Genomic DNA, 21,560 nt, shown 5'->3' with positions numbered 1-21,560 from the left:
CGTTGCGGGCCGCGTTCTCCGCGAAGCACGCGGCAAGGAAATCTTAACGCCTGCGGTGCAGTCTTGTGGCCGCGGAGGTGAGGCTGCAGGCGAGGTTCGAGTGGTCAAGGCTGGACAAACTGCCGCCCCCACGCCGCCTGCGCCGGGCCTGATCGACGGCCGGTTCGCGGTGCTGCCAGGCCGGCCGAGCGGTCTGCTCGGTGGCGTTCCGGCCTTCGGCGCCGAAGATCGCCGCGGCCTCATCGCCGACGTCATCGCGCTGCAGGTGCAGCGCGGCGCGCCATGTCGCGCCCGGCTCGCCAGTACCATGCCGGTGCGCCACGAGAGCCTCTTGTCGCCGATCGCGCATGGCAGCCTCGGGAGCGACACCTGGATCATCACGACCATGCCGCAGGGTGCCGCGCTCACCTCGCTGGTGTCACCCTGGACCGGCAACGCCCTGCTGACGCATGTCCTGCGCCCGGCGGCGGCGGCGCTCGATCGATTGCATGCGGCCGGGCTGACGCACCGCGCCATCAGGCCGGACAACGTCTTCCTGGCTCCGGCCGGCCGGCCCATCCTCCTCGGTCCGGGCTGGGCGTCGCCGCCGGCGATGCATCAGCCGTCCGCCTGCGAGGCGCCGGAAAGTTCGGTCTGCGCCGCCAATGCGCGCGGGCACGGCACCTGCGCCGATGATGTCTATGCCCTCGGGGTGTTGCTGCTCGCACTGTGGCGACAACGCATGCCGCTTGCGGGGCTGTCCGGGCAGGATGTGCTGCGACGCAAGCTGGAACTGGGCAGCTATGCGGCGCTGGTCGAGGATGCGCGCCTGCCGCAGGGGTTCCAGGAGATCCTGCGCGCCATGCTGGCCGAGCAGCCGGCGGCTCGGCCGACGGCAGCCTCGCTGACCAGCCTGGACGGCATCCACGAACGCCGGGTCATCCGGCGCACCATGCTGCGCGCGAGCCGGCCGATCGTCGTCCAGGACCGCACCGTCTGGAACTGCCGCAGCCTGGCGCTGGCCTGTGCGGAGCAGCCGGCGGCGGCGCTCAACCTGCTCAGGCAGGGCCTGCTCGAGCAGTGGCTGAGGCGGCATGCGGAGGACGCCATCCTGAGCGGCAATATCGAGGAACTGCGGCGCCTGGACGGCTCGGTGGAGGGGCGCACCGCGTTCACCGACGACACGGCGATGATGCGGCTCGTGGCACTGCTCGATCCCGACGCGCCGCTGTCCTGGCGTGGCACCTGGCTCTGGCCGGACGGGCTGGGCGGGCTGCTTGCCGGCATGCTGGCGCAACCGGCGCTGATCGACCGGCGAGCGGCCGCCCTGCTCGTCGAGGCGCTGCTCACGCGTGAGATCGTGCCGCGCTGGCTGTCGCTGCAGATGGACCGGCCGCATCATCTCCTGGCCGCGATCCCGCCGCGTCTTGCGCGTGAGGCGCAGGTGCTCGATGCGGAAGGCCTGTGCCTGCTGGCGCTCTACCTGCTCAACCCGCTGCTGCCCTGTGCCGCACCGCTCTGCAACAAGACCGCTGCCGCCACTTCGGCTGACGTGATCCTGGTGCTGGAGGCGGCCGCCCCGGCCATCGTCGCCGGCCCGGCGGCGGCGACGCCGGGCCCGGCGCGGCCGATGATGGATGCGGAGATCTTCGCCTTCCTGGCCGCACGGGCCGATGACGGGGTGCCGGAGCCGAGAAGCCTCGCGGACGCGGGTTCGGATCTGCGCGACCTGGTCGCACTGGCGCGCTGCCAGAGGCAGGCCGGGTGCGGCCCGCTGCCGCGACTGGCAACGAGCCTGCTGCCTGCCACCCTGCCGAGGCTGCAGGATTGGCCGGGCACCAGCCGGCGGGAGCGCAGGATGCTGCTGCTGCGCGCGGCATCCGCTCGGGGCGACCTGCATGCCATGCTGGACCTCGTGATCGACCAGGCCGAGCGCGAGCATGACATCGCGGCGCGCGAGCGCGCCGTCCAGCAGGCGATCCTGCTTAGCCAGTCCCTCAACGACGAGGCGGCGGCCACACCGCGGCGGCAGGCCGCGTCGCGCAAGACGGCGCAGGAGACCGCCGCCGCTGCGGGCCTGGTCTGCATCATGGGCATGCTGCTGTTCGAGATATTGTCCTGACCGATGTCTGATCGCGCCGACTGCACCAGGGCCGACTGCACCAGGGCCGGCCGAGCCGGTGCGGCGGCATCGCGCGGCGCCGGAAGGCAGCGCCGACGATGAGCCGGAAGGCGAAGCAGGCGAGGCAGCCGCACAAAGTTGCCGGCTGGCGCTGGTGGCAAGGCATGGCGGCGGGGGTCTTGCTCACGGTCTCGCCAGGGGCGGCGCTGCTGCTGCTGGCCCTGGGAGCGCCGATCATCCTGGCACTGGTCGGCGAGAACGTACCCGGGCGCCCCCTCACGCGCACCGTCGCGCTGTTCACGGCCGCCGGCTCGGTCGAGACCTTGCGTCTGTTCCTGCTTGGCCCGCACGACCTCGCGACGAGTGTGGAGTTGCTGGCGCGTCTCGGCAGCCTGCCGCTGGCCTGGACCGCGGCCGCGACCGGCTGGTTGTCGAACGAGGCGGCGTGCGTCACCGCGCGCTGGATCACCGACCTGCGCGTGGCGCGCCGTCAGCGCGCCGTGGAGGGAGTACTCGCGGCACTCCGGACGGAGTGGAGCCTGCCGGACGGCTGACGCTTGGTGACAACACGAGAACGCCGCCCCGGGGAGCCGGAGCGGCGTTGTTTCACATCTTCAACGACCTGGTACCTGCCCGATCAGGCGGCCTGGTCGGTCATCCGCCGCGTGGTGACATGCGCCTTCATCGCCTTCTGCAGCTTCTCGAAGGCCCTGACTTCGATCTGTCGCACCCGCTCACGCGAGATGTGATAGACCTGGGACAGGTCCTCGAGGGTTGCGGGCTCCTCGTTGAGCCGGCGCTCGATCAGGATATGGCGCTCCCGCTCGTTCAGGGTGCGCAGCGCCTCGCCGAGCAGTGCCTTGCGGCCGGAGAACTCCTCATGCTCGGCGAGCACCTGCTCCTGGCTGTCACCTTCATCGACCAGCCAGTCCTGCCATTCGCCCTCGCTGTCCGCGCGCACCGGCGCGTTCAGGCTGTGGTCTGGCGCCGCCAGGCGGCGGTTCATATTGACCACATCCTGCTCGGACACCGAGAGCGAACGGGCGATCTGCCCGACCTGCTCGGGACGCAGATCACCGTCCTCGATCGCCTGCATCTGGCCCTTGAGGCGGCGCAGGTTGAAGAACAGCTTCTTCTGAGCGGCCGTGGTGCCCATTTTTACGAGAGACCAGCTATGCAGGATGTATTCCTGGATCGCGGCGCGGATCCACCACATCGCATAGGTCGCGAGGCGGAAGCCGCGCTCCGGATCGAAGCGCTTGACCGCCTGCATCATGCCGACATTGCCCTCGCTGATCAGTTCACTGATCGGCAGGCCATATCCGCGATAGCCCATTGCAATCTTGGCAACGAGGCGCAAATGAGACGTCACGAGCTTGTGCGCGGCGGCGGTATCTTCATGGTCGCGCCAACGCTTGGAGAGGCTGAGCTCCTCTTCCGGAGCCAGCATCGGAAACTTGCGGATATCCTGGAGATACCGAGAGAGATTCCCCTCGGGACCCAGGTTGAGGACGGCAGAGGCCACGGTTAGGCTCCTTTCGTCTGGTTGGACGCGAACCGTTGATGCCCATACGGCGCATCGGGCGGCCAGTTTCGCAGTCAGCCAGCATGGGCGCGGGTAAGGACTTCACGTCCCTGAGACCGCTCCCGCTGAGGCAAGCACGTCACAGGACGTCCGGACCGGCGGGGCGCCCGCTCGTCGGAATGGTGCAATGCATACAGGACCGCATTGGTCCGGTCAAGCCGATTGCCCTATGCGCTTCCTGAATTCGCCGTAATCTGCGCCTTGAGGGCGTGGAAATCCGCCGGCGGCTCGCTGCTGAAGCGGATGAACGCGCCGGTGGCCGGATGGGTGAAACCGAGACTTTGGGCGTGCAGCGCCTGGCGCGGGAAGTCGAGGGCGGCGCGTCTGGTGGCATCATCCAGAAGGCGGGCGGGTCCCGGCACCCGGCGCAGATAGACCGGGTCGCCGAGTAGCGGGTGCCCCTGATGCGACAGATGCACCCTGATCTGGTGGGTGCGTCCGGTGGCGAGCCGGCACGCGACGAGGCTGACCGCGCCGTGCAGGATCTCGAGGGTCCGGTAGTGCGTCAAAGCCGGCTTGCCGCCGCGCGCCACCACCGCCATGCGCTTGCGATCCCGCGGATCCCGGCCGATCGCGCCTTCGATCGCGCCCGCGGCCGGCGTCAGCATGCCCCAGCACAGGCCCAGATAGCTGCGCTCGATCCGGCGCGCCGCAAAATCGGCCGACAGCGCGGCCAGTGCCGCTTCTGTCTTCGCGACCACCATGAGGCCCGAGGTATCCTTGTCCAGCCTGTGCACGATGCCGGGGCGTCGCTCGCCGCCGATCCCGGGAAGGTCGTCGCCGCAATGCCCGATCAACGCATTGACGAGCGTGCCCGCCTGGTTTCCGGGAGCAGGATGGACGACCAGCCCGGGTGGCTTGTCGAGAACGATGAGGCTGTCATCTTCGTGCAGGATCGAGAGCGCGATCGCTTCCCCTTGCGGGCGGGCGGCGACGGCGGGCGGGAATTCCACGCTGTAGCACTGGCCCGGCCGCACCGGATCGGCGGCGTCGCGCAGGACGGTGCCGTTTCGCCGGACGCTGCCCGCCTGCATCAGGGCCTTGACCCGCGAGCGTGAAGCCGTGCCGATGGCGTCGGCCAGGAAGCGGTCGGTACGCTGGCCCGCCTGCGCCGCCGACGCGACCAGGGTGAACGGGACGACGTGACCGCCGGAGTGCTCCACCATGCCGGGTGCATAGCGGAACCGGAGCCGCTGTTGCCAGCGCAGCCGGATCGGACGGGAGGGATGCAGATGCGCGGATTGAAGGCCTTGCTCGCCACGGTCATTGCGATGGCACTGCTGATCGCCGCGGGCACCGCCATCCTGGTCGCCACCGTGATCAAGCGCCTCGTGCATCCGGCGGCCCCGATTGCCTCCAGCGCCAGCATGCCGGCGATCACGGTGCCGCTGGACCAGCCAGCCGGGACCCGCATCACGGGCGTGGTGCGGCAGTCGGACAGCTCTCTTGCCTTGTTGCTGAGCGGAGGCGGCAGGCCGGATCGGATCGTGGTGTGGGACGAGCCGGCCGGGCGGATTGTCGCCCGCGCCGACCTCGAACGCTGAACCCGGTTTCCCGCCGCAACGGGCTCTTGCGCCGGCCGGCGCGCTGCCGTATTGGCACGCCCGGCCATGTCCTGTTCGTCTAGAGGCCTAGGACACCGCCCTCTCACGGCGGTAACAGGGGTTCGAATCCCCTACGGGACGCCAGCGAGACCAGTCGCTTAGAGACCGTTTGAGAATGCGCTATGCCGAGCATAGAGCGCCGCATCGCGGCACGCCCGGCGTGGCTTTCGAGAACCGGAGCGAGTGGCCGTTGGGCCATGAGCACCCGAAGCGCAGAAAGCCGCGTCGCATTGCCGGCATAGTAGCATTATCAAACGGTCTCTTAGTAGATCCTCCTGAGCCCTTCATTCGAAGGGGACAGAGTGAGTACAGTGTGTCGGCGGAGCGTTAGTTTCTACGCATCCCGTGGTAGCAGGCCAGGACACGCGCACCGCGGCGCCAGCACTAGCTCTGTCGAAGGGTCGCCCACCTCTCAGCCAGCGCCTGAAGTGCGCCAACCGGGAGGGAGTGATGGACAAGGGGCCGGTATGGCGGCGGTCGTTAAGCTTCATCGCACTGACGCGTAGCACGGCCCGGGTCTCGTTCCATCGAACCTCAAGCCTGATCCAGGCGGCCTCCGGACGCTCGACATTGTGCAGCTTCGGAGTCTATCAGTCGAAGCGGCGGAGCCTCTCTGAATCCGATATGTGCAAGTCGTGCGAGGTGCTGGCGGCATGGCATGCCCGTCTTCGCCGCGACTCAGCGGCAAGCGGCGAAGCACTCATGAGACCGCGATGCCTGGCTCGGGCCTGCTCGGCAGTTGCTCAACGATGGGGAGGGCTTGCGCTGATGATCTTGATGAATATTAACGTATAATTAACTCCCGCCGAGCAGACATAGCCTTCTCAAGAGGACTCGTTTCGATGCAGTCATCGAGCTTGGTATCGGAAACAACAGGTCTTCGCTTCGGTCTCGGCGCCAAGCTGGGAGCCGGCTTCGCAGCTTTGACTTTGTTCTCGCTGCTGTTGGGCGGTCTCGCGATGAACCGCATGAGCGCTGTCGATGCCAAGAGCGCCGACGTCAGTTCCAACTACCTGCCCAGCGAAGAGCAATCGGCACAGTTGGGGCTCGCAGTAGGCAATGCTCGGCGACTGCAACTCCGCTACTTATTGGCGCAACCGGGCACTGCGGATGCCAAAGAGGCCATGACGAGGCTACAAGCCAGCGTGGATCAGGCCAACCGGGCACGCCAGAAGTATGACCGGCTCATCGACGCCGGCGCGGAGCGTCAGCGCTTCACCGCCGTATTCGACCCAAGCTGGAAGGACTTTCAGTCCGCACTCGCGGAATCCGAGAGGCTCAAGGATACGAAGCAGGATGCCGCCGCGCTGGACGTTGTGACAGGTAAGTCAGAAAGGGAATTCTACAAGCTCTCGGACTTTTCCGATTGGGACCTGGAATACAGTCTAAATGCTGGCTTGACCGCGGCCAATGAAGCTCGTGCTCTCTATGTCAGCACCTGGTGGCTGATTGCCGGTGCTATCGTGCTCGTGCTTATGCTCAGCAGTCTGACAGCCTTCGCACTTATCCGGCATATATCGCGGCCGCTTGTCGCCATGACTGAGGCAATGCGCAGTCTGGCGAACAAGGAGATGACGACGGCCATCCCATGTGTTGGGCGGGGTGACGAGATTGGCAGCATGGCCAGCGCTGTAAAGGTCTTCAAGGACAACATGATTGCAGGAGCCCGTCTGGCAGCCGATCAAGAAGCCGAACAAAGCGGCAAGGCCCAGCGCGTCATCCGTGTCGAGGCTTTAGTGAGCGGCTTTGAGAGCAAGGTCGGTCAGATGGTGGGCATGTTGGCCGCCGCCTCTACCGAGATGGAAGCCACCGCCCAGACGATGTCCACCACCGCCGTCCAGACCAACCAGCAGGCATCTGTCGTCGCCTCGGCTGCCGAAGTGGCGAGCGTCGGTGTGCAGACGGTCGCTGCCGCAGCGGAGCAGCTTTCGTCTTCAATTACAGAGATATCCCGCCAAGTCACGCAATCAGCCCGGGTCAGCGAGAAGGCAGTGGCTGACGTGCGCCGGACCGACATCGTCGTCCGCGCCCTGGCCGACGGCGCCCAAAAAATCGGCGACGTGGTCAACCTCATCACCAATATTGCTGGCCAGACCAACCTGCTCGCACTCAACGCCACCATTGAGGCCGCGCGTGCGGGCGATGCCGGTAAAGGGTTTGCCGTGGTTGCCTCCGAGGTAAAGAGCCTCGCGCAACAGACCGCGAAGGCGACCGACGACATCGGCAAACAGATCGCTGAGGTGCAGAATGCGACGGCCGAAGCGGTCGCGGCAATCCGGGGTATCTCGGTGGTGATTGAGGAGATTGGAGCGATTGCGACTATGATTGCCGCAGCGGTAGAGGAGCAGGGAGCGGCAACCGCCGAGATTGCCCGCAACGTCCAGCAGACTGCGGCCAGCACACGAACCGTTACCAGCAGTATTGCCGGTGTCAGTAAAGCCGCCAACGAGACCGGAACCGCCGCCGCCCAGGTGCTTGACGCTGCCGGTGATTTATCCAGGCAGGCTGAGGGTCTCTCAAGCGAGGTCGGCTGTTTCGTCACCGACATCAGGGCAGCCTGAGCGGAGTTCATAGCTAGCCGCCTCTGACAGGTTGTCTGAAGAGACTTGATCGTGTCTTCCGGCCGTCTCTGTGCGGGGAGCAGGCTGTCTCTACGGTGCGGGATCTGGCGCTCTGACCACCCCGCGGGACCACCATGCAGATGCAGCAAGGCGTCGGCGCGCCACCGCCTCCCTCGGACGCGCGGGAAGCAGGGCCAGTCCCGGCCACCCAGTATGGGATCGTCCCGGACGACAGGGCCTCACCCGCTCCCGACGCCGGAACGAGCACGAACCGTCACGCCACTCAGAACCTCGCCGTAACCTGAAACGACGCCGCGAGCGGCATGCCGGGATAGGCGGTGTAGTAGAACGGATTGTGGAACTGACCGGCGGTGTCGTTGAACTGGCCGTACAGATAAGTGTAGTAGTGCTGGTTGAAGATGTTCTGGATGTTGAGATCGAACAGCAGGTTCTTGATGTAGCTGTGGTGGATCGGCAGCCGGTATTTGGCATCCAGGTTGAACGTCGCAAAGGCGCCGAGCTTGAAGCTGCGGCTGGTGACGGTCGCCACGTCCAGGATCGGGTTCGGCTCGTTCGGCGGCAGGTCGTAGAGGGTATTCTGCTCGCCGGTGTACTGCATCCACAAGCGCAGGTCGATGCTGTCGCCGCGGGAGAGCACGTTCTTGGGCGTATAGTCGACGCCGGTGGTCGCGAGCCAGTTCGGCGCGTTGGCCAGTGGATCGCCCTTGAAGGCGTAGCCGAACTGGTCTTCGAACTGCGAGGTGAAGGCCGCGTAGCTCTCGAGGTATTTCGAGATGTTGTATGAGCCGGTGGCAAACATCGTGACTTGGGCGTTGATGCGCCAGTCGATGTTGGCTTCGAATCCTTTGAATTCCTCCGTGCCGTAATTGCCGTACTCGCTGACATTGTCGACGAAGTTGGTGTAGAAGCCGAGTGCCGCGCTCTCCTTCTGATAGTAGTAGTCCACGTTCATGTATAGGTCGGGGGTGTCGTAGCGCAGGCCGGCCTGGTACGAGTGCACGGTGACCGGCTTGGGCGCGTAGGTGGCGTTGGCAATCCCGGCCGCGCCACCGCTGATCGCGTAGTCGGTTGCCGGCGGATACAGCGTGCTGCGGCCGGTGCTGGCATACGCCACGAGATGATCGGGCAGGTCGTAGCTGACGCCGAGATAGGGCAGGGCGCGGCGGTAGTAGTTCTGCAGCCGGTAGCCCGCGGCCCCGCCATAGTTCCAGTTGTGGCTGACCACGGTGTCGATACCCTCGAGGCGCAGCGCCGGCTCGATATGGAGCTTGTTGTCGAGCAGGTCGATCCGGTCCTGCAGGTAGCCGGTGAAGACGGTGCGGGTGCTGCCGGCACAGAAATTGTCGGTGCCGCCATTGTCCCAGCAGAATGAGTTGTAGCCGTTGGTTTCCGGCATGTTGGGTCGGCCATAGACATAGACCTCGGACGAGTACCACTCCTTGGCGATGATGCCGCCGATCGTGATGTTGTTGTGCGGCAGGAAGATGTTGATCTTCGGCGCGATGCCGATCTCGTCGGTGTTGGTCGGGTTGTTCTCGTAGGCCTGCCCGGCGGCATAGCTGCCGAATGTCAGGGGATTGTAGGTGAACCGGCCGGGCTGGGTGAAGATCGTGCCGGAGGAGGGTCCGATCGGACCGTAGATCGTGTCGGTGTTCTGGAAGTTGGGGATGTAGGGCTCGCTGGGCCCGAGCACGTTCGGGTTGGTATAGGAGTCGAACTCGCTCTCCTGGGAGATGTAGAACGCCTTGATCGCGGCGAGCAGATGCTGCGAGATGTAGGTCTGGTCGCCGAGAATCACCGTGAGATAGTTATTCGACTCCCGCGTGTATTCCTCGTTCTTCGGGAAGTTGTAGAACAGGTTGCCGGCCAGCAGGCTGGTCGGAACCGTCTCCGACTGCACGTAGGAGAAGTCGTTGTTGTAGATCACGGTCGCACTCAGGCCCGACAACCCGTTATCGTACGGCTTGTCCGCCGAGAACAGCATGTTGCGGAACCGGCCATTCGTGTTCTCGATGAAGCCCGACGTCTCGCTCTGGTTGTATTGCAGCAGCGCCTTGAGGCCGCCCATGGACGCGATGCTGCCGGTGTTGGCCTCGAAGCCATATGTGTCGTAGCCGAAGCTGCCGATGCCGCCGGTCAGATCGACATAGGCGGTGTCGGTCGGCCGCTTGGTGCGGTAGTCGATGGTGCCGCCGAGCGCGTCGATGCCCTGCACGTCGGGGGCGGCCACGCCCGGATAGACATTGATGTTGCCGGTCTCGTTCAGGGTGATCGGCGCGCCGACATTGTTGGTCAGGAACGATCCGGTGCCCCCCGATATCAGGTCGTTGAACGGGATGCCGTCGAGGTCGCTGGCCAGCTCGCCCTGGCGCACGCCGCGGATCGACAGCTCGGCGAAGCTCTGTCCGAACCCGGACTGATACGAGTTCACCGAGGGCAGCTGCTTGAGCACGCTCTGGATCGAGCCGGACGGCCCCGGCGCCTGCACCTGCTTCTGGTCGAGTTCGAAGGCGGCAGAGGTGACGTTGCGCTGCCTGGACAGCAGCCGGCGCCGCGTCACCACGATGTTCTCCTGGTACTTCTTGGCAGGCTCCGCGGTGCCGTCGGTGCCGGAACCGACCGCGTTGCCGCCCGGGGCCGCGGCAGGGCCGTTGGCCGGCGGCGGCTGGGCATGCGACAGCACCGGCAACAGGCAGGAGATCAGGGCGGTGGCCGCCAGGAGAGCCGTTCTGCGCATGGTATCTCCTTTGAAATGGTCGGGCCGCGAGAGCCGTGCAGGGGTGCTAGCGGTGGGTGGCGGTGAACATCGAGCCGTCGCAGGTGATCCAGCCGCGGAACATGCCCTGGGTGTTGAACGGCGCGCTCACCCGACCCTTCGCGTCGAGCGCCACCAGCCCGGCGCCGATCCGATGCGGTGCCAGTTCTGTCTCGATCATGTGCCGTGCGGCGACATCGACCGGCTCGCCGAGATGCTGCATCCGTGCCGCGATGCCGTAGGCCGCGACGTGGCGGATGAAGAACTCGCCCTGGCCGGTGCAGGAGACCGCGCAGACGCCGTCGCGGGCGTAGGTCCCGGCGCCGATCAACGGACTGTCGCCGACCCGCCCGTCCGGCTTGTCCGTGTAGCCGCCGGTCGAGGTCGCAGCCGCGAGGTGACCGTTGCGGTCGAGCGCCACCGCGCCGACGGTCCCGTGCTTCTCGTTCTCGCTCGCCCCGGCCTGCGTACCGGCGGTCCGGTGCGCCTGCATCGCCTGCAGCGCCGTGACCCGGCGCCTGGTGGTGAAATAGGTCTGCGGCGCCAGCTCGAGTCCGGCCGAAGCAGCGAAGCGATCGGCGGCGGGACCGGCCAGCAGCAGCGCCTCCCCACGGTGCATCACCGCTCGCGCCGCGCGCACCGGATTGCGGATCGCGCGCGCCGCGCACACCGCGCCGGCGGCTCCCGTGCCGCCGTCCATGATCGCGGCGTCGAGCTCGTGCACGCCGTCGCGGTTCAGGGCGGCGCCGTGGCCTGCATTGAAGTGTGGGCTATCCTCCAGCAGCACGACGACGGCCTCGACCGCGTCAAGTGCTGCGGCACCCTCTGCGAGCAGGCTCCAGCCGCGACGGAGCGCCGCCTGCATCGTCTCCTGCGCCTCTGTCCAGTCCGCCTCCGGCAGGTCGCCCCGGGCCATCACGCCGCAGCCGCCATGCAGCGCGACTGCAATCGGCCGCTCCGGCGCGGCGCTCACGTCTTGCTGTCCAGGAGTGCGGCCGCCTTCGCGCGCAGGTCGGAGAGATAGGGCTGCGGATCGAGCCCGTTGCCGGTGGCATCAAGCAGGATGCGATCGCGGTTGCGGCTGCGACCGTGCCGGTGCACGTGCTGGCCGAGCCAGGCGGTCAGCGGCTCGTAGCGTCCCTCCCGCAGACCCTCGCTCACTGCGGCCTCGCGGCTGGCGGCGGCGAAGAACTGCGACGACATGACGTTGCCCAGCGTGTAGGTCGCGAACGAACCGACATAGCCGTGCGACCAGTGCACGTCCTGCAGCACGCCGCGGGATAGGTCGGGCACCGCCAGCCCGAACGCCGCGCGGATGCGCTCGTCCCACAGCGCCGGCAGATCCTCGACCTGGACATCGCCCGCCACCAGCGCCGCCTCGAGCTCGCAACGCAGCATGACATGCGCATCATACGTGAGCTCGTCAGCCTCGATGCGTATCAGCCCCTGCTGTGCCTGGTTGACCGCACGCCAGAAAATATCCACCTCGATGCCGGCGAGCTGCTCGGGAAAGCAGTCGCGCAGTGCCCCGAAATGCAGCTCCCAGAACTCGCGCGACCGGCCGACGCGGTTCTCGTACAGCCGCGACTGCGATTCATGCAGCCCGAAGCTGCTGCCGCCCACGGCATAGAGGTTGCGCAGATCGGTGGCGCCGATGCCGCGTGTCCAGCGCGTCGCCACGCCCTGCTCATAGATGCCGTGGCCGGCCTCGTGCCACAGCGCGAACAGGCCGCCCTTGATGGAGGTGTCGCAAAACCGCGAGGTGATGCGCACGTCGTCGCGGGTCATCGAGATCTCGAACGGATGCACGGTGTCGTCGACGCGCCCGCGCATGAAATCGTAGCCCATCCGTGCCGCGATCGCGCGCGCGAAGCGTCGCTGCCGCTCGACCGGGTAGGATTGCCGCAGGAAGCCGTCGACCGGCGGCAGGTCGCGCAGCTGCTCAAGCAGCGGCGCGATGCCGGCGCGCAGCGTCGCGAACAAAGGCTCGAGCGACGCCAGGGTCATTCCCGGCTCGTACTGGCTGAGCAGCGCGTCGTACGGATGCTCGCTATAGCCGATCACCTCGGCGAGCTCGCGCTGCAGCGCGAAGATGCGGGCAAGCGACGGCGCAAACACCGAGAAGTCGTTCTGCTCGCGCGCCACCAGCCAGGCCGCGTGCGAGGTGGTCTTGAGCTCCGCCATCTCGACCAGCAGGACCGCCGGCACCCGACGCATCGTCTCGAGATCGGCGGCGAAGCCTTGCAGCAGCCGGCGCTCGTCCGCATCGCCGCCCGCACGCTCCAGCGCCGCCGCCAGCGCGTCGCGCAGCCGCGGTCCGGTGGCGATGTCGCGTGCCAGCCCGGTCAGCGTCGCCACCTGGTTGCCGCGGGCCGTGCTGCCGCTGGCCGGCATGTGCGTGCGCGCGTCCCACGCCAGCAGGTTGATGGTGCACAGCAGATCGTTCAGCCGTGCCGTTTCCTCGGCGAGTGCCGTGTCCTGCATCAGTGGCACCTCCCCAGGCAGCATGCGGGCGGATCCGGGAACGGGCGCCGTTGCCGAAGCCGCTGTCGCAGGCCGGTGCCGCACCCGGCCGCGGGGCGGCGCGAAACATGCAAGAGCCGGCCCGGGACGTCGCTGTCCGGGCGCGGGAGAAGCCGAACCAAGATGCAATGCATGACGGGGCGAGCTCCTGCTGCGTCATAGCCTACTAGAACACTATGGGCCCGGCCTGTCGTTGGTCAATCGTTTTGTATCATCCTTGAGACGACCTTTTTCGTTGACGCAGCAGGACTTCGTTGACGCAGTAGCGGGCGCCGCAGCTGGAGGCAGCTGTGGTCATGGCAAATCCGTAATAGTGAGCTAGAACAAAACCGGCCGCCTTGCTGGCGGCAGCGTGGCCTGACGGCGGCGGTCGTCAGCAGCGATGCGTCCGCGCCACGGGCGCCGACCAGCCGCCGGTCGACTGCAGGGCGACATTCTCGATCCCGCGGGCGCGCGGATGGTCGGCCAGGAGCTCGGCGCCGTGCTGCTCGGCCCACGCTTGCGCCCGGAGCTGAGCCTGAGCCGCGCTCACTTGCCCCCGTCCACGCTGAGGGTCTGGCCGTTGATCCAGCCGGCGAAGTCGCTTGCCAGGAACAGCACCGCATGGACGATATCGTCGACGGTGCCGAGCCGGCGCATCGCGACAGATTCGACCAGGCGCTGCTGCCCGTCCGGTCCGTAGGATTCCCATTGTCGTTCCGTGGCCGGATTGGACCGGACGAAGCCGGGTGCGATGCTGTTCACCGTGATGCCGAACGGTCCGAACTCGTGCGCCAGCTGCCGGGTCAACCCGATCGCGCCGGCCTTCGCCGCCGCATAGGCCTGGATCCCGGTCAGGCTGATCCCCCGACCGGCGCCGCTGGAGATGCTGACGATGCGCCCGCGTCCTGCCGCCTTCATGTCCGGCGCCACCGCCTGCGCCATCAGGAACGCGCCGGTGAGGTTGACCGAAAGGATCGCCTGCCACTCCGCGGCGGTGACCTCCTCCGCCGGCTTGCCCACCTGGCCGCAGACCCCGCCCGCGCTGTGCACGAGAATATCGGCCGGCCCGAAGGTGTCGGTCGCCCGGCGGATGCTGACGGCGTCGGTCACGTCGGTGACCGCGATCCGCAGTGACCCTTCGGCGCCGGCCGCCGTCTCGGCCAGGCCGTCCGCGTTGACGTCGATGGCGAGTGTGCGGGCGCCGAGCCGCGCCAGCGCCTGGGCGATGCCGCGCCCGATCCCGTGTCCCGCGCCGGTCACCAAAGCACGCTGTCCCGCGAAACCGATCCGCATCAGCGTGCCTGCCGATCGGCCGGGAGCAGCGCTGCGAGATTGGTGCGGTGCAGCCGGCGCTCGCGGCGCTCGATCTCGTGGATCAGCGTAACCAGGCGGGCGGTGATCGGTGTCTCGATGCCGCAGGCAGCACCCCCTGCGACCACCGGCCCGAGCTGCGCATCCACCTCGGTCCGGCGGTGGCGGATCGCGAGGTCGCGCCAGATCCCGCTATGCGATTTCGCCGAGCGGCGGTTGAACGCGACCATCTCGTCGAAGGAGGCGTCGATCGCCTTGGCGTCGCCGCCGGGTGCAAAGGCGGCCGGATCGAAGCCGTTGAAGCCGCGTGGCTGAACGTCCTGCGCCAGCGCCACTGCCATCGCCTCGCGGCCGACCGCGAGCAGGACGGCGCGGTAGTCGGAGGAGGCAAGGATGTCGGCGATCGCATCATCGGTGATCGCGGTTGCGAACAGCAGCGCGCCGTAGGCCAGCTTGCCCCAGAGATAGCCTTGGATGTCGCCGGTCGTCATCGCCTCCGGTTCGAACGGCAGCAGCGTCTGGCGCAGAGCGGTCAGCCGCTCGCTGGCCCTCCCGTCCATCTCGCCGACCACGCAGGCGCCGCGTCCGCCGTACAGGATCCGTCCGGGTGCGAGATAGTCGGCGCCGAAATTGACGAACGCGCCCACCACCCGGTCCATGCCGGTGACCGCGCCGATCACCGGCTCGTTGAGCCCGTTCTGGAACGAGGCGACATAGCCCGCCTTGCTCAGATGTGGCAGCAGCGCGCGCGCCGCATCGGCCGTGTGATGCGCCTTCACGCAGAGCAGGATGCGGTCGTATTGGCCCTCGACCTGCTCGGGTGTCGCCGCGCGCACCGGCACCGCGAACTGCTCGATCGGCCCCTCGATGGCGAGCCCGTCCTGCTGCATCGCCGCGACATGGTCGGCGGCGCTGTCGACGAACAGCACGTCCTGTCCGGCGCGCACAAGGGTGGCGCCGATCGTGCCGCCGATCGCGCCGGCGCCCCAGATCAGGAGCGTCCCGCTCATGCCCAGCCGCTCTCGAGGAGTGCCCGCGTCTCCTCGACCGCGACCGCCCAGATGGCCAGCATGTCCTCGTCGCTGCGCTGATACAGGCCGCCGAAATTGCCGTCGCCCAGCATGTCCTTGACCTCCGGCGGCGACAGCAGCCGCATCCGGTCGAGATCGGTCATCGGCTTGGCCTCGGCTGGCCCGCGCAGGTTGCCGAGCCGGGTCCATGGGAAGTTCTCCATCCAGGAGGCGTGCGACGCCACCGGATCGACCTGCAGCACTTTCTGCATCGTCTTCGGTGCGTTCCACCAGTTGTGCAGGCGCACGCGGCAGCCCGGATGCTCGGCCACCCATTCCTGGATGGTGTTCGCGGCCGACGCGTTGCCGCCATGGCCGTTGCAGAGCAGGATGCGCCGGAAGCCGGTCCGGAACAGGCTCTCCAGCACGTCCTGCACGATGCGCAGATAGGTCTCGGCGCGCAGCGTGACGGTGCCGGGAAAGCTCGCGAAATACGGCGTCACGCCGAAGGCGAGCACCGGGAACACCGGCACCGGCAGCGTTGCCGTGGCGTCGAGTGCCACACGCTCGCTCAGGATGCTGTCCACCGACAGGCTGAGCTGCGCGTGCTGCTCGGTGCTGCCGAGCGGAACCACGCACCGGTCATCGGTTCGCAGGTAGTCCTCCACCTGCATCCAGTTCATCTCGCTGATCCGCATAGCAACTCCGGTCGCGTCCAGAGCAAGGCCGGCTCAACATGAGCCGGTAGGCTTGCTCTGCTACAGTGATCTAGGTTCGGGTACCAGATGGCAGGCCACCGCGCGTCCCGCCGCCGCCACGCGCAGTCCGGGCACCTCGGTGGCGCAGCGCGGCATCACCTCCGGACAGCGTGTCCGGAACACGCAGCCGGTCGCGGCCGCAACACTGCCGCTTGCCGCCACTTCGGTGACCTGCTGCGTCTCGGCCGATACATGGGCCGGCCGCAGCGTCGGCGCCGAGCCGATCAGCAGGCGCGTGTACGGATGCATCGGCGATGCGAACAGTGCCTCGCTGTCTCCGAGCTCGACAAGCCTGCCGCGATACATCACCGCCACACGATGAGAAATGTGGCGCACCAGCCGGAGGTCGTGGGCGATGAACACGATGGCCAGGCCGAGCTCGTCCTGCAGCGTGATCAGCAGGTTGACGATCTGCGCCTGCACCGAGACGTCGAGGGCCGAGACCACCTCGTCGGCGACGATGATCTCCGGGCGCACCGAGAGCGCACGCGCCATGGCGATGCGCTGCAGCTGGCCGCCGGAGAACTCGTGCGGCCGCCGGTGCAGCACCGAGCCGGGCAGCCGTACCCGCTCGAGCAGGGCCTGCATCTGCGCCTCGACCTGATCCGCCGGACAGATCCGGTGCACGCGCAGCGCCTCGCCCAGCATCTCGGCCACGGTCATGCGCGGATTGAGCGCCGCCAGCGGGTTCTGGAACACCATCTGCACCCGGCGATGGAAGCGGCGGCGTTCGGCCGGCTGCATCAAAGCCAGGTCGCGGCCGCGATAGAGCACGCGACCGCCGTCGCAGGTGTGCAGCGCGGTGAGGCAGCGCGCCAGCGTCGACTTCCCCGAGCCGGATTCACCGACGATGCTGAACGCCTCGCCGGGCCGGAACGCGAGGCTGACCGCGTCGAGCGCGCGGATGACCGGCGGGTGCACGCGTCGAGCCCGCTCGAGCAGCGACGCAGGCCGGCCGAACCGCTTGCTGACCCGTTCGGCCTGCAGGATCGGGGTGGCCGTGTTCATGCCGCCAGGAGGCCCGCGAGCTCGCGCTGGCGCAGGCAGGCCGCCTGGTGACCGGGAACCTGCTCCTCGAGCGGCGGCACCATGCCGGCGCAGACCGGTCGGGCGGCCGGGCAGCGCGGATGGAAGGCGCAGCCGGCGGCGCGGTCGGCGATCGACGGCGCGGTGCCCTCGATCGCCGCCAGGCGGGTGCGCGGCGCCGCCGCTCCCGGAACCGAGGCGAGCAGCGCGCGCGTGTAGGGATGGCGCGGCGCCGCAAACAGGCCGGCGACGCTGCAGCTCTCCACGATCCGGCCGGCATACATCACCGCCACGCGCTCGCACAGGCGCGCCACCACGCCCAGATCGTGCGTGACCAGCACGATGCTCATGCCGAGGCGATCGCGCAGCGACAGCAGCAGGCGCAGGATCTCCTCCTGCACGGTGACGTCGAGCGCCGTGGTGGGCTCGTCGGCCAGCAGCAGCCCGGGCTCGCTGGCCAGCGCGATCGCGATCATCACCCGCTGCAGCATGCCGCCGGAGAACTGGTGCGGATGGTCGTCGAGCCGGCGCGCGGCGTCCGGGATGCCGACCAGCTCGAGCAGCTCCACGGCCCGGGCGCGCCGCTGGCGGCGCTCCAGCACGGTGTGCGCGGCCAGGCTCTCGTCGATCTGCGTGCCCACCGTCAGCACCCGGTTCAGCGCCGCCGACGCATCCTGGGTGATCAGCGCGATCTCGCCGCCGCGCACCGCGCGCATCGCCTGCTCGCCCACGGTGGCGAGATCGCGTCCGCGCCAGAGCACCGCCCCGCCGAGCAGCACCCCGCGCGGCGGCAGGCGCATTACCGCGCGCAGCAGCTGGCTCTTGCCGGACCCGCTTTCGCCCACGATGCCCAGGATCTCGCCGCGCCCGAGGCTGAGACTGACGCCGTCGACAGCGCACGGTACGTCCCGCCCGGCGCCGAACCGGACTGTCACGTCGCGCAGTTCAAGCTGGGGTGGCACACCGCTCAACGGCGCACCCCAAGCAGCGTGCCGAGGCCGTCGCCGGTGAGGCTGAAGCCCAGTCCGGTCACCACGATGGCGATGCCGGGGAACACCGTCATCCACCAGGCGGTCGTCATGTAGTTCTTGCCGCCGGCGATGAGCGCGCCCCACTCCGCCACCGGCGGCTGCGCGCCGAGTCCGACATAGCCGAGGCTGGAGCCGAGCAGGATCGCCAGCGCCATGTCGGTCATCCAGTAGATCAGCACCGCGGTGACGGCGTTCGGCAGCAGGTGGCGGAAGATGATCCGGACCTGGCCGTAGCCCATCGCGCGCGCCGCCGCCGCGTAGTCCAGCCGGCGCTGCAGCTTCATCTCGACCATCATCAGCTGCGCGTAGAACACCCAGCCGACCAGCGCGGTCGCCACGTACATGTTCACCAGCCCCGGCCCGAGCACCGTCACGATGGCGATCACCAGCACCAGGAACGGAAAGGCGACGACCACGCCGACCAGCTGCACCAGCAGCGTCTCCGCGAACCCGCCGAAATAGCCGGCGAGCGCGCCCACCACAGTGCCGACCAGCAGCGCGGGCACGGTGGCGAACAGCGCGATCTGCATGTCGACGGCGTAGCCCCAGATCACGCGCGAGAGCATGTCGCGGCCGAACTCGTCGGTGCCGAGCGGGTGCAGCAGGCTGGGCGCACTCAACAGATGCGCGTAGTCGAACCGGAGCGGGCTCAGAGGGGCCAGCAGTTGCGGCACCGCCGCCAGCACGATGCCGACCACGAGGATTGCCGAGCCGGCCAGCAGCGAGCGTGGCCGCTGCCGCCTGACCGCCTGGGAGGCGGACGCCACGGCGCTCAGGATGCGGCCCTGGGATCGAGTGCGGCGGCAAGCAGATCGGTCAGCAGCAACGTCAGCACCACCAGGGTCGCGAGCGTCAGGGTGAGGGCCTCGATCACCGGGTAGTCGCGCGCGAACACGCTGTCGACCATGAGCCTGCCGACGCCCGGTATCGCGAACACCGTCTCGGTGATCACCGCGCCGCCCAGCAGCGTGCCGGTGCTGAGCCCGAACAGCGCCACGGTGGGGATCAGGGCGTTGCGCAGCACATGCCGACGCAGCACCAGCGCGCGGTCGAGCCCCTTGAGGCGGGCGAACTCCACGTGCGGCGAGTCCAGTACGTCGCAGATCGACGCGCGCAGGTTGCGCAGCAGGACCGCGGACAGGCTGAGCGCCAGGGAGATCGACGGCAGCAGCAGGTGCCACAGATGACCGGCGAGATCATCGCCGTAGCCGCCGACCGGGAACAGCCGCAGCCGCGCGGCCAGCAGCGTCAGCATCAGCAGCCCGACATAGAATGCCGGCATCGACAGCCCGACCTGGAACACGCTGCGCAGCAGCAGGTCGATCGGGCGGTCACGGTTCATCGCCGCCAGCAGGGCCAGCGGCACCGAGATCAGCAGCGCGATGGCCGCACTCATCGCCGTCAGCATCAGCGTGACCGGCAGCCTTGCGGCGATCAGGGCGCTGACGGGTACGCCCAGCGCGGTCGAGCGGCCGAGATCGCCATGCAGCAGCCCCGCGACATACTGGCCGAACTGCACCGGCAGCGGCCGGTCCAGCCCGAGCAGCGCGCGCTCGCGCGCGACCTCGGCATCGGTGACGCGGTCGCCGATCAACGCACTCGCCGGATCGCCGGGCAGCAGATGCACGAGCATGAAAGTCAGCACCAGGATCGCCAGCAGCGTCGGCACCACCTGCAGCACCCGCCGGAGCACCCGAGCCGCCGTCATCGCGCGAGCCACGTGGCGCAGAAGACGTTGTTGCCAAGCGGCAGCTGCAGGAAGCCGTGCACCGCGCGGCGGAGCACCACCGCATACGGCGTCTCGTACAGGCGCACGATCGGACCGCGGGCGAACAGCGCCTGGATCTGCGCGTACTCGGCGGCCCGCCGTGCGTGATCGAGCTCGTTGCCGGACGCCAGATACAGCCGCTCCGCGGCCGGGCTGTGCCAGCCGCTATGCTGCGCGCCGATGACCGGCGCATAGACAAAGTAGGAGGTGATCTCGCTGGGATCAGCGATGTCGTCGGTCCAGATGCTGACCCGCATCGTGAAGCGGCCCTGCCGATAGAGCTCGGTGATGCTGGCCATGTCGAGCTGCTGCAAATGCAGATCGACGCCGATCTCGCGCCACATCTCCTGCAGCGCGGTGCCGATCTCGATCTCGTCTTCGTTGCCGGCCAGGATCTGCATCGTGGCGGCGAAGCCGTGCGGGTAGCCGGCCTGGCGCAGCAGAGCGCGCGCCCGCGCGGGATCGTACCGGTCCGCGTCCGGGACATCGACATGCAGCGGGGTGGCGCGCGACATGTAGGAACTCATCGGCACGCCGATGCCGCGGGTGACGATCTGGTCGAGGCCGCTTCGATACACCGCATCGTTCAGCGCCTCGCGCACCGCCGGCAACGCGAGCGGGTTGGCAACGCCTCTCGCGAGGGACGGGCGCACGTTCAGCACCACGTAGTCGATGCGCGTCGACGCGAACAGGTCCAGGCGCAGCCGCGGGTCCGCCTGCAACTCGGCCACCCGCGAGAACGGGATCATTTCGGCGCCGTCGAGCTCGCCCGACTGCACCCGCAGGATCCGGGTTGCATCGTCCGGGATCACCTCGAAGCGGATGCCATCGAGGTACGGCAGCGGGCGGCCATCGGCACCCTCGCGCCAATAGCAAGGATTGCGCCGCAGCTGCATGGTCGCCCCGTGCACCCAGGAGGTCAGCACGAACGGGCCGGACGTCACGGGATGGGCTGAAAAGGCGACCGCCTTTTCGGCGTCGGTGGCGCCGGGAGCAGCCTCGAACTGCCGGCGTGGCATGATCGCGGTATTGAACACGGTGAGCAGCGACAGGATCGCCGGATCCGGATGGTGCAGCCGCAGCACGACGGTGCGCGGATCCGCAATGCGAACCTCGCCCACCGCGCCCAGCAGGGTGCTCCAGATCCCTTTGGCCGGGTCGCGGGCGCGATCGAGGGACCACTTGACGTCTTGCGCGGTGATTGCGGTTGCGTCCGAGAACCGTGTCCCCGGTCGAAGTGCCAGCGTTACCGTCAAGCCATCCGCAGAGACCTGCCAGGCCGACGCCAGCCCGGGCTGCACGCCGTGCCCGTCATCGGTCGGCAGCAGCAGGGTGTCGTAGAGGTTCGACAGGATCCAGATGTCGGTATTGCTGTCATTGAGCACCGGATCAAGCAGCAGGCTGTCGGCGTAGCGGCCGTAGCTGATGATGCCGCCACGGGTGATGGCGGGTGCCTCCGGCAGGGACGCGGCCGCGCGTGCGGCGGTGGGCAGGAGTGCCATGGTCAGAGCGAGGGCGCGCCAG

18 protein-coding genes and 1 tRNA gene are annotated in these 21,560 nt (G+C 68.1%); 5 read left to right on the top strand and 14 right to left on the bottom strand.

Features of this window, described 5'->3' with window-relative positions; genetic code table 11:
• Positions 1-100 precede the first annotated feature (100 nt).
• The gene (locus tag ACQY4O_RS06650) at positions 101-2,101 is read left to right on the top strand and encodes a hypothetical protein (RefSeq protein ID WP_428375415.1); all 2,001 of its coding nucleotides are present in this window, start codon (positions 101-103) and stop codon (positions 2,099-2,101) included.
• A gap of 98 nt (positions 2,102-2,199) precedes the next feature.
• A complete protein-coding gene (locus ACQY4O_RS06645) occupies positions 2,200-2,655 on the top strand; it encodes a hypothetical protein (RefSeq protein ID WP_428375414.1) in 456 nt (151 codons plus the stop codon).
• Positions 2,656-2,738: 83 nt separating this feature from the next.
• On the opposite strand, the gene rpoH is transcribed toward ACQY4O_RS06645, so the two are convergent.
• Both rpoH and ACQY4O_RS06635 read right to left on the bottom strand, forming a co-directional pair.
• Positions 2,739-3,626 (bottom strand): RNA polymerase sigma factor RpoH, encoded by an 888-nt coding sequence (gene rpoH / locus ACQY4O_RS06640; RefSeq protein WP_428375413.1) that lies wholly within the window; start codon positions 3,624-3,626, stop codon positions 2,739-2,741.
• A 227-nt stretch (positions 3,627-3,853) separates the two neighbouring features.
• On the bottom strand, positions 3,854-4,852 hold the full coding sequence (locus ACQY4O_RS06635) for an RluA family pseudouridine synthase (RefSeq protein WP_428375412.1): 999 nt from the start codon (positions 4,850-4,852) through the stop codon (positions 3,854-3,856).
• Positions 4,853-4,918: 66 nt separating this feature from the next.
• On the opposite strand from ACQY4O_RS06635, the gene ACQY4O_RS06630 reads away from it, so the two are divergent.
• From ACQY4O_RS06630 to ACQY4O_RS06620, 3 genes are all read left to right on the top strand, one after another.
• Positions 4,919-5,230, top strand: coding sequence for a hypothetical protein (locus ACQY4O_RS06630; protein WP_428375411.1), 312 nt, complete (start codon positions 4,919-4,921; stop codon positions 5,228-5,230).
• Positions 5,231-5,298: 68 nt separating this feature from the next.
• Positions 5,299-5,374, top strand: a tRNA-Glu gene (locus ACQY4O_RS06625).
• A gap of 758 nt (positions 5,375-6,132) precedes the next feature.
• Complete coding sequence (locus ACQY4O_RS06620; protein WP_428375410.1) at positions 6,133-7,851, top strand: methyl-accepting chemotaxis protein; 1,719 nt, start codon at positions 6,133-6,135, stop codon at positions 7,849-7,851.
• A gap of 283 nt (positions 7,852-8,134) precedes the next feature.
• On the opposite strand, the gene ACQY4O_RS06615 is transcribed toward ACQY4O_RS06620, so the two are convergent.
• The 12 genes from ACQY4O_RS06615 to ACQY4O_RS06560 form a co-directional block, all read right to left on the bottom strand.
• The gene (locus ACQY4O_RS06615) at positions 8,135-10,609 is read right to left on the bottom strand and encodes a TonB-dependent receptor (RefSeq protein ID WP_428375409.1); all 2,475 of its coding nucleotides are present in this window, start codon (positions 10,607-10,609) and stop codon (positions 8,135-8,137) included.
• 46 nt (positions 10,610-10,655) lie between these two features.
• Positions 10,656-11,600 (bottom strand): isoaspartyl peptidase/L-asparaginase family protein, encoded by a 945-nt coding sequence (locus ACQY4O_RS06610; RefSeq protein WP_428375408.1) that lies wholly within the window; start codon positions 11,598-11,600, stop codon positions 10,656-10,658.
• Positions 11,597-13,135 (bottom strand): carboxypeptidase M32, encoded by a 1,539-nt coding sequence (locus ACQY4O_RS06605; protein ID WP_428375407.1) that lies wholly within the window; start codon positions 13,133-13,135, stop codon positions 11,597-11,599. The genes ACQY4O_RS06610 and ACQY4O_RS06605 overlap by 4 nt, the downstream gene beginning before the upstream one ends.
• Positions 13,136-13,523: 388 nt before the next feature.
• Complete coding sequence (locus tag ACQY4O_RS06600; protein WP_428375406.1) at positions 13,524-13,682, bottom strand: hypothetical protein; 159 nt, start codon at positions 13,680-13,682, stop codon at positions 13,524-13,526.
• Entirely contained in the window at positions 13,679-14,425 is a 747-nt protein-coding gene (locus ACQY4O_RS06595) for an SDR family NAD(P)-dependent oxidoreductase (protein ID WP_428375405.1), read from the bottom strand. Before ACQY4O_RS06595 ends, ACQY4O_RS06600 begins: the two co-directional genes overlap by 4 nt.
• Positions 14,425-15,453 (bottom strand): ketopantoate reductase family protein, encoded by a 1,029-nt coding sequence (locus ACQY4O_RS06590; protein WP_428375404.1) that lies wholly within the window; start codon positions 15,451-15,453, stop codon positions 14,425-14,427. The genes ACQY4O_RS06595 and ACQY4O_RS06590 overlap by 1 nt, the downstream gene beginning before the upstream one ends.
• Entirely contained in the window at positions 15,450-16,151 is a 702-nt protein-coding gene (locus tag ACQY4O_RS06585; protein ID WP_428375403.1) for a creatininase family protein, read from the bottom strand. Before ACQY4O_RS06585 ends, ACQY4O_RS06590 begins: the two co-directional genes overlap by 4 nt.
• Positions 16,152-16,211: 60 nt before the next feature.
• The gene (locus tag ACQY4O_RS06580) at positions 16,212-17,219 is read right to left on the bottom strand and encodes an oligopeptide/dipeptide ABC transporter ATP-binding protein (RefSeq protein ID WP_428375402.1); all 1,008 of its coding nucleotides are present in this window, start codon (positions 17,217-17,219) and stop codon (positions 16,212-16,214) included.
• The gene (locus ACQY4O_RS06575; protein ID WP_428375401.1) at positions 17,216-18,172 is read right to left on the bottom strand and encodes an ABC transporter ATP-binding protein; all 957 of its coding nucleotides are present in this window, start codon (positions 18,170-18,172) and stop codon (positions 17,216-17,218) included. Before ACQY4O_RS06575 ends, ACQY4O_RS06580 begins: the two co-directional genes overlap by 4 nt.
• Positions 18,173-18,204: 32 nt before the next feature.
• A complete protein-coding gene (locus tag ACQY4O_RS06570) occupies positions 18,205-19,035 on the bottom strand; it encodes an ABC transporter permease (RefSeq protein ID WP_428375400.1) in 831 nt (276 codons plus the stop codon).
• Positions 19,036-19,040: 5 nt separating this feature from the next.
• The gene (locus ACQY4O_RS06565; RefSeq protein WP_428375399.1) at positions 19,041-19,976 is read right to left on the bottom strand and encodes an ABC transporter permease; all 936 of its coding nucleotides are present in this window, start codon (positions 19,974-19,976) and stop codon (positions 19,041-19,043) included.
• Positions 19,973-21,538: an ABC transporter substrate-binding protein gene (locus tag ACQY4O_RS06560; protein ID WP_428375398.1), complete on the bottom strand. Its 1,566-nt coding sequence runs from the start codon at positions 21,536-21,538 to the stop codon at positions 19,973-19,975. Before ACQY4O_RS06560 ends, ACQY4O_RS06565 begins: the two co-directional genes overlap by 4 nt.
• Positions 21,539-21,560 lie beyond the last annotated feature (22 nt).

This window comes from Lichenicoccus sp. (genome assembly GCF_965277665.1).
Taxonomy (GTDB): domain Bacteria; phylum Pseudomonadota; class Alphaproteobacteria; order Acetobacterales; family Acetobacteraceae; genus Lichenicoccus.
The sequence above is the reverse complement of the archived record's forward strand: the minus strand, read 5'-3'. Positions and strand labels throughout refer to the sequence as shown.

Bases quoted from the DNA above. Each gene is read 5' to 3' on its own strand.
- ACQY4O_RS06585 (WP_428375403.1), bottom strand. From the start codon at position 16,151: ATGCGGATCAGCGAGATGAACTGGATGCAGGTGGAGGACTACCTGCGA.
- ACQY4O_RS06595 (WP_428375405.1), bottom strand. From the start codon at position 14,425: ATGCGGATCGGTTTCGCGGGACAGCGTGCTTTGGTGACCGGCGCGGGA.
- ACQY4O_RS06560 (WP_428375398.1), bottom strand. From the start codon at position 21,538: ATGGCACTCCTGCCCACCGCCGCACGCGCGGCCGCGTCCCTGCCGGAG.
- ACQY4O_RS06620 (WP_428375410.1), top strand. From the start codon at position 6,133: ATGCAGTCATCGAGCTTGGTATCGGAAACAACAGGTCTTCGCTTCGGT.
- ACQY4O_RS06565 (WP_428375399.1), bottom strand. From the start codon at position 19,976: ATGACGGCGGCTCGGGTGCTCCGGCGGGTGCTGCAGGTGGTGCCGACG.
- ACQY4O_RS06580 (WP_428375402.1), bottom strand. From the start codon at position 17,219: ATGAACACGGCCACCCCGATCCTGCAGGCCGAACGGGTCAGCAAGCGG.
- ACQY4O_RS06635 (WP_428375412.1), bottom strand. From the start codon at position 4,852: ATGGTGGAGCACTCCGGCGGTCACGTCGTCCCGTTCACCCTGGTCGCG.
- ACQY4O_RS06590 (WP_428375404.1), bottom strand. From the start codon at position 15,453: ATGAGCGGGACGCTCCTGATCTGGGGCGCCGGCGCGATCGGCGGCACG.
- ACQY4O_RS06645 (WP_428375414.1), top strand. From the start codon at position 2,200: ATGAGCCGGAAGGCGAAGCAGGCGAGGCAGCCGCACAAAGTTGCCGGC.
- ACQY4O_RS06630 (WP_428375411.1), top strand. From the start codon at position 4,919: ATGCGCGGATTGAAGGCCTTGCTCGCCACGGTCATTGCGATGGCACTG.
- ACQY4O_RS06615 (WP_428375409.1), bottom strand. From the start codon at position 10,609: ATGCGCAGAACGGCTCTCCTGGCGGCCACCGCCCTGATCTCCTGCCTG.
- ACQY4O_RS06605 (WP_428375407.1), bottom strand. From the start codon at position 13,135: ATGCTGCCTGGGGAGGTGCCACTGATGCAGGACACGGCACTCGCCGAG.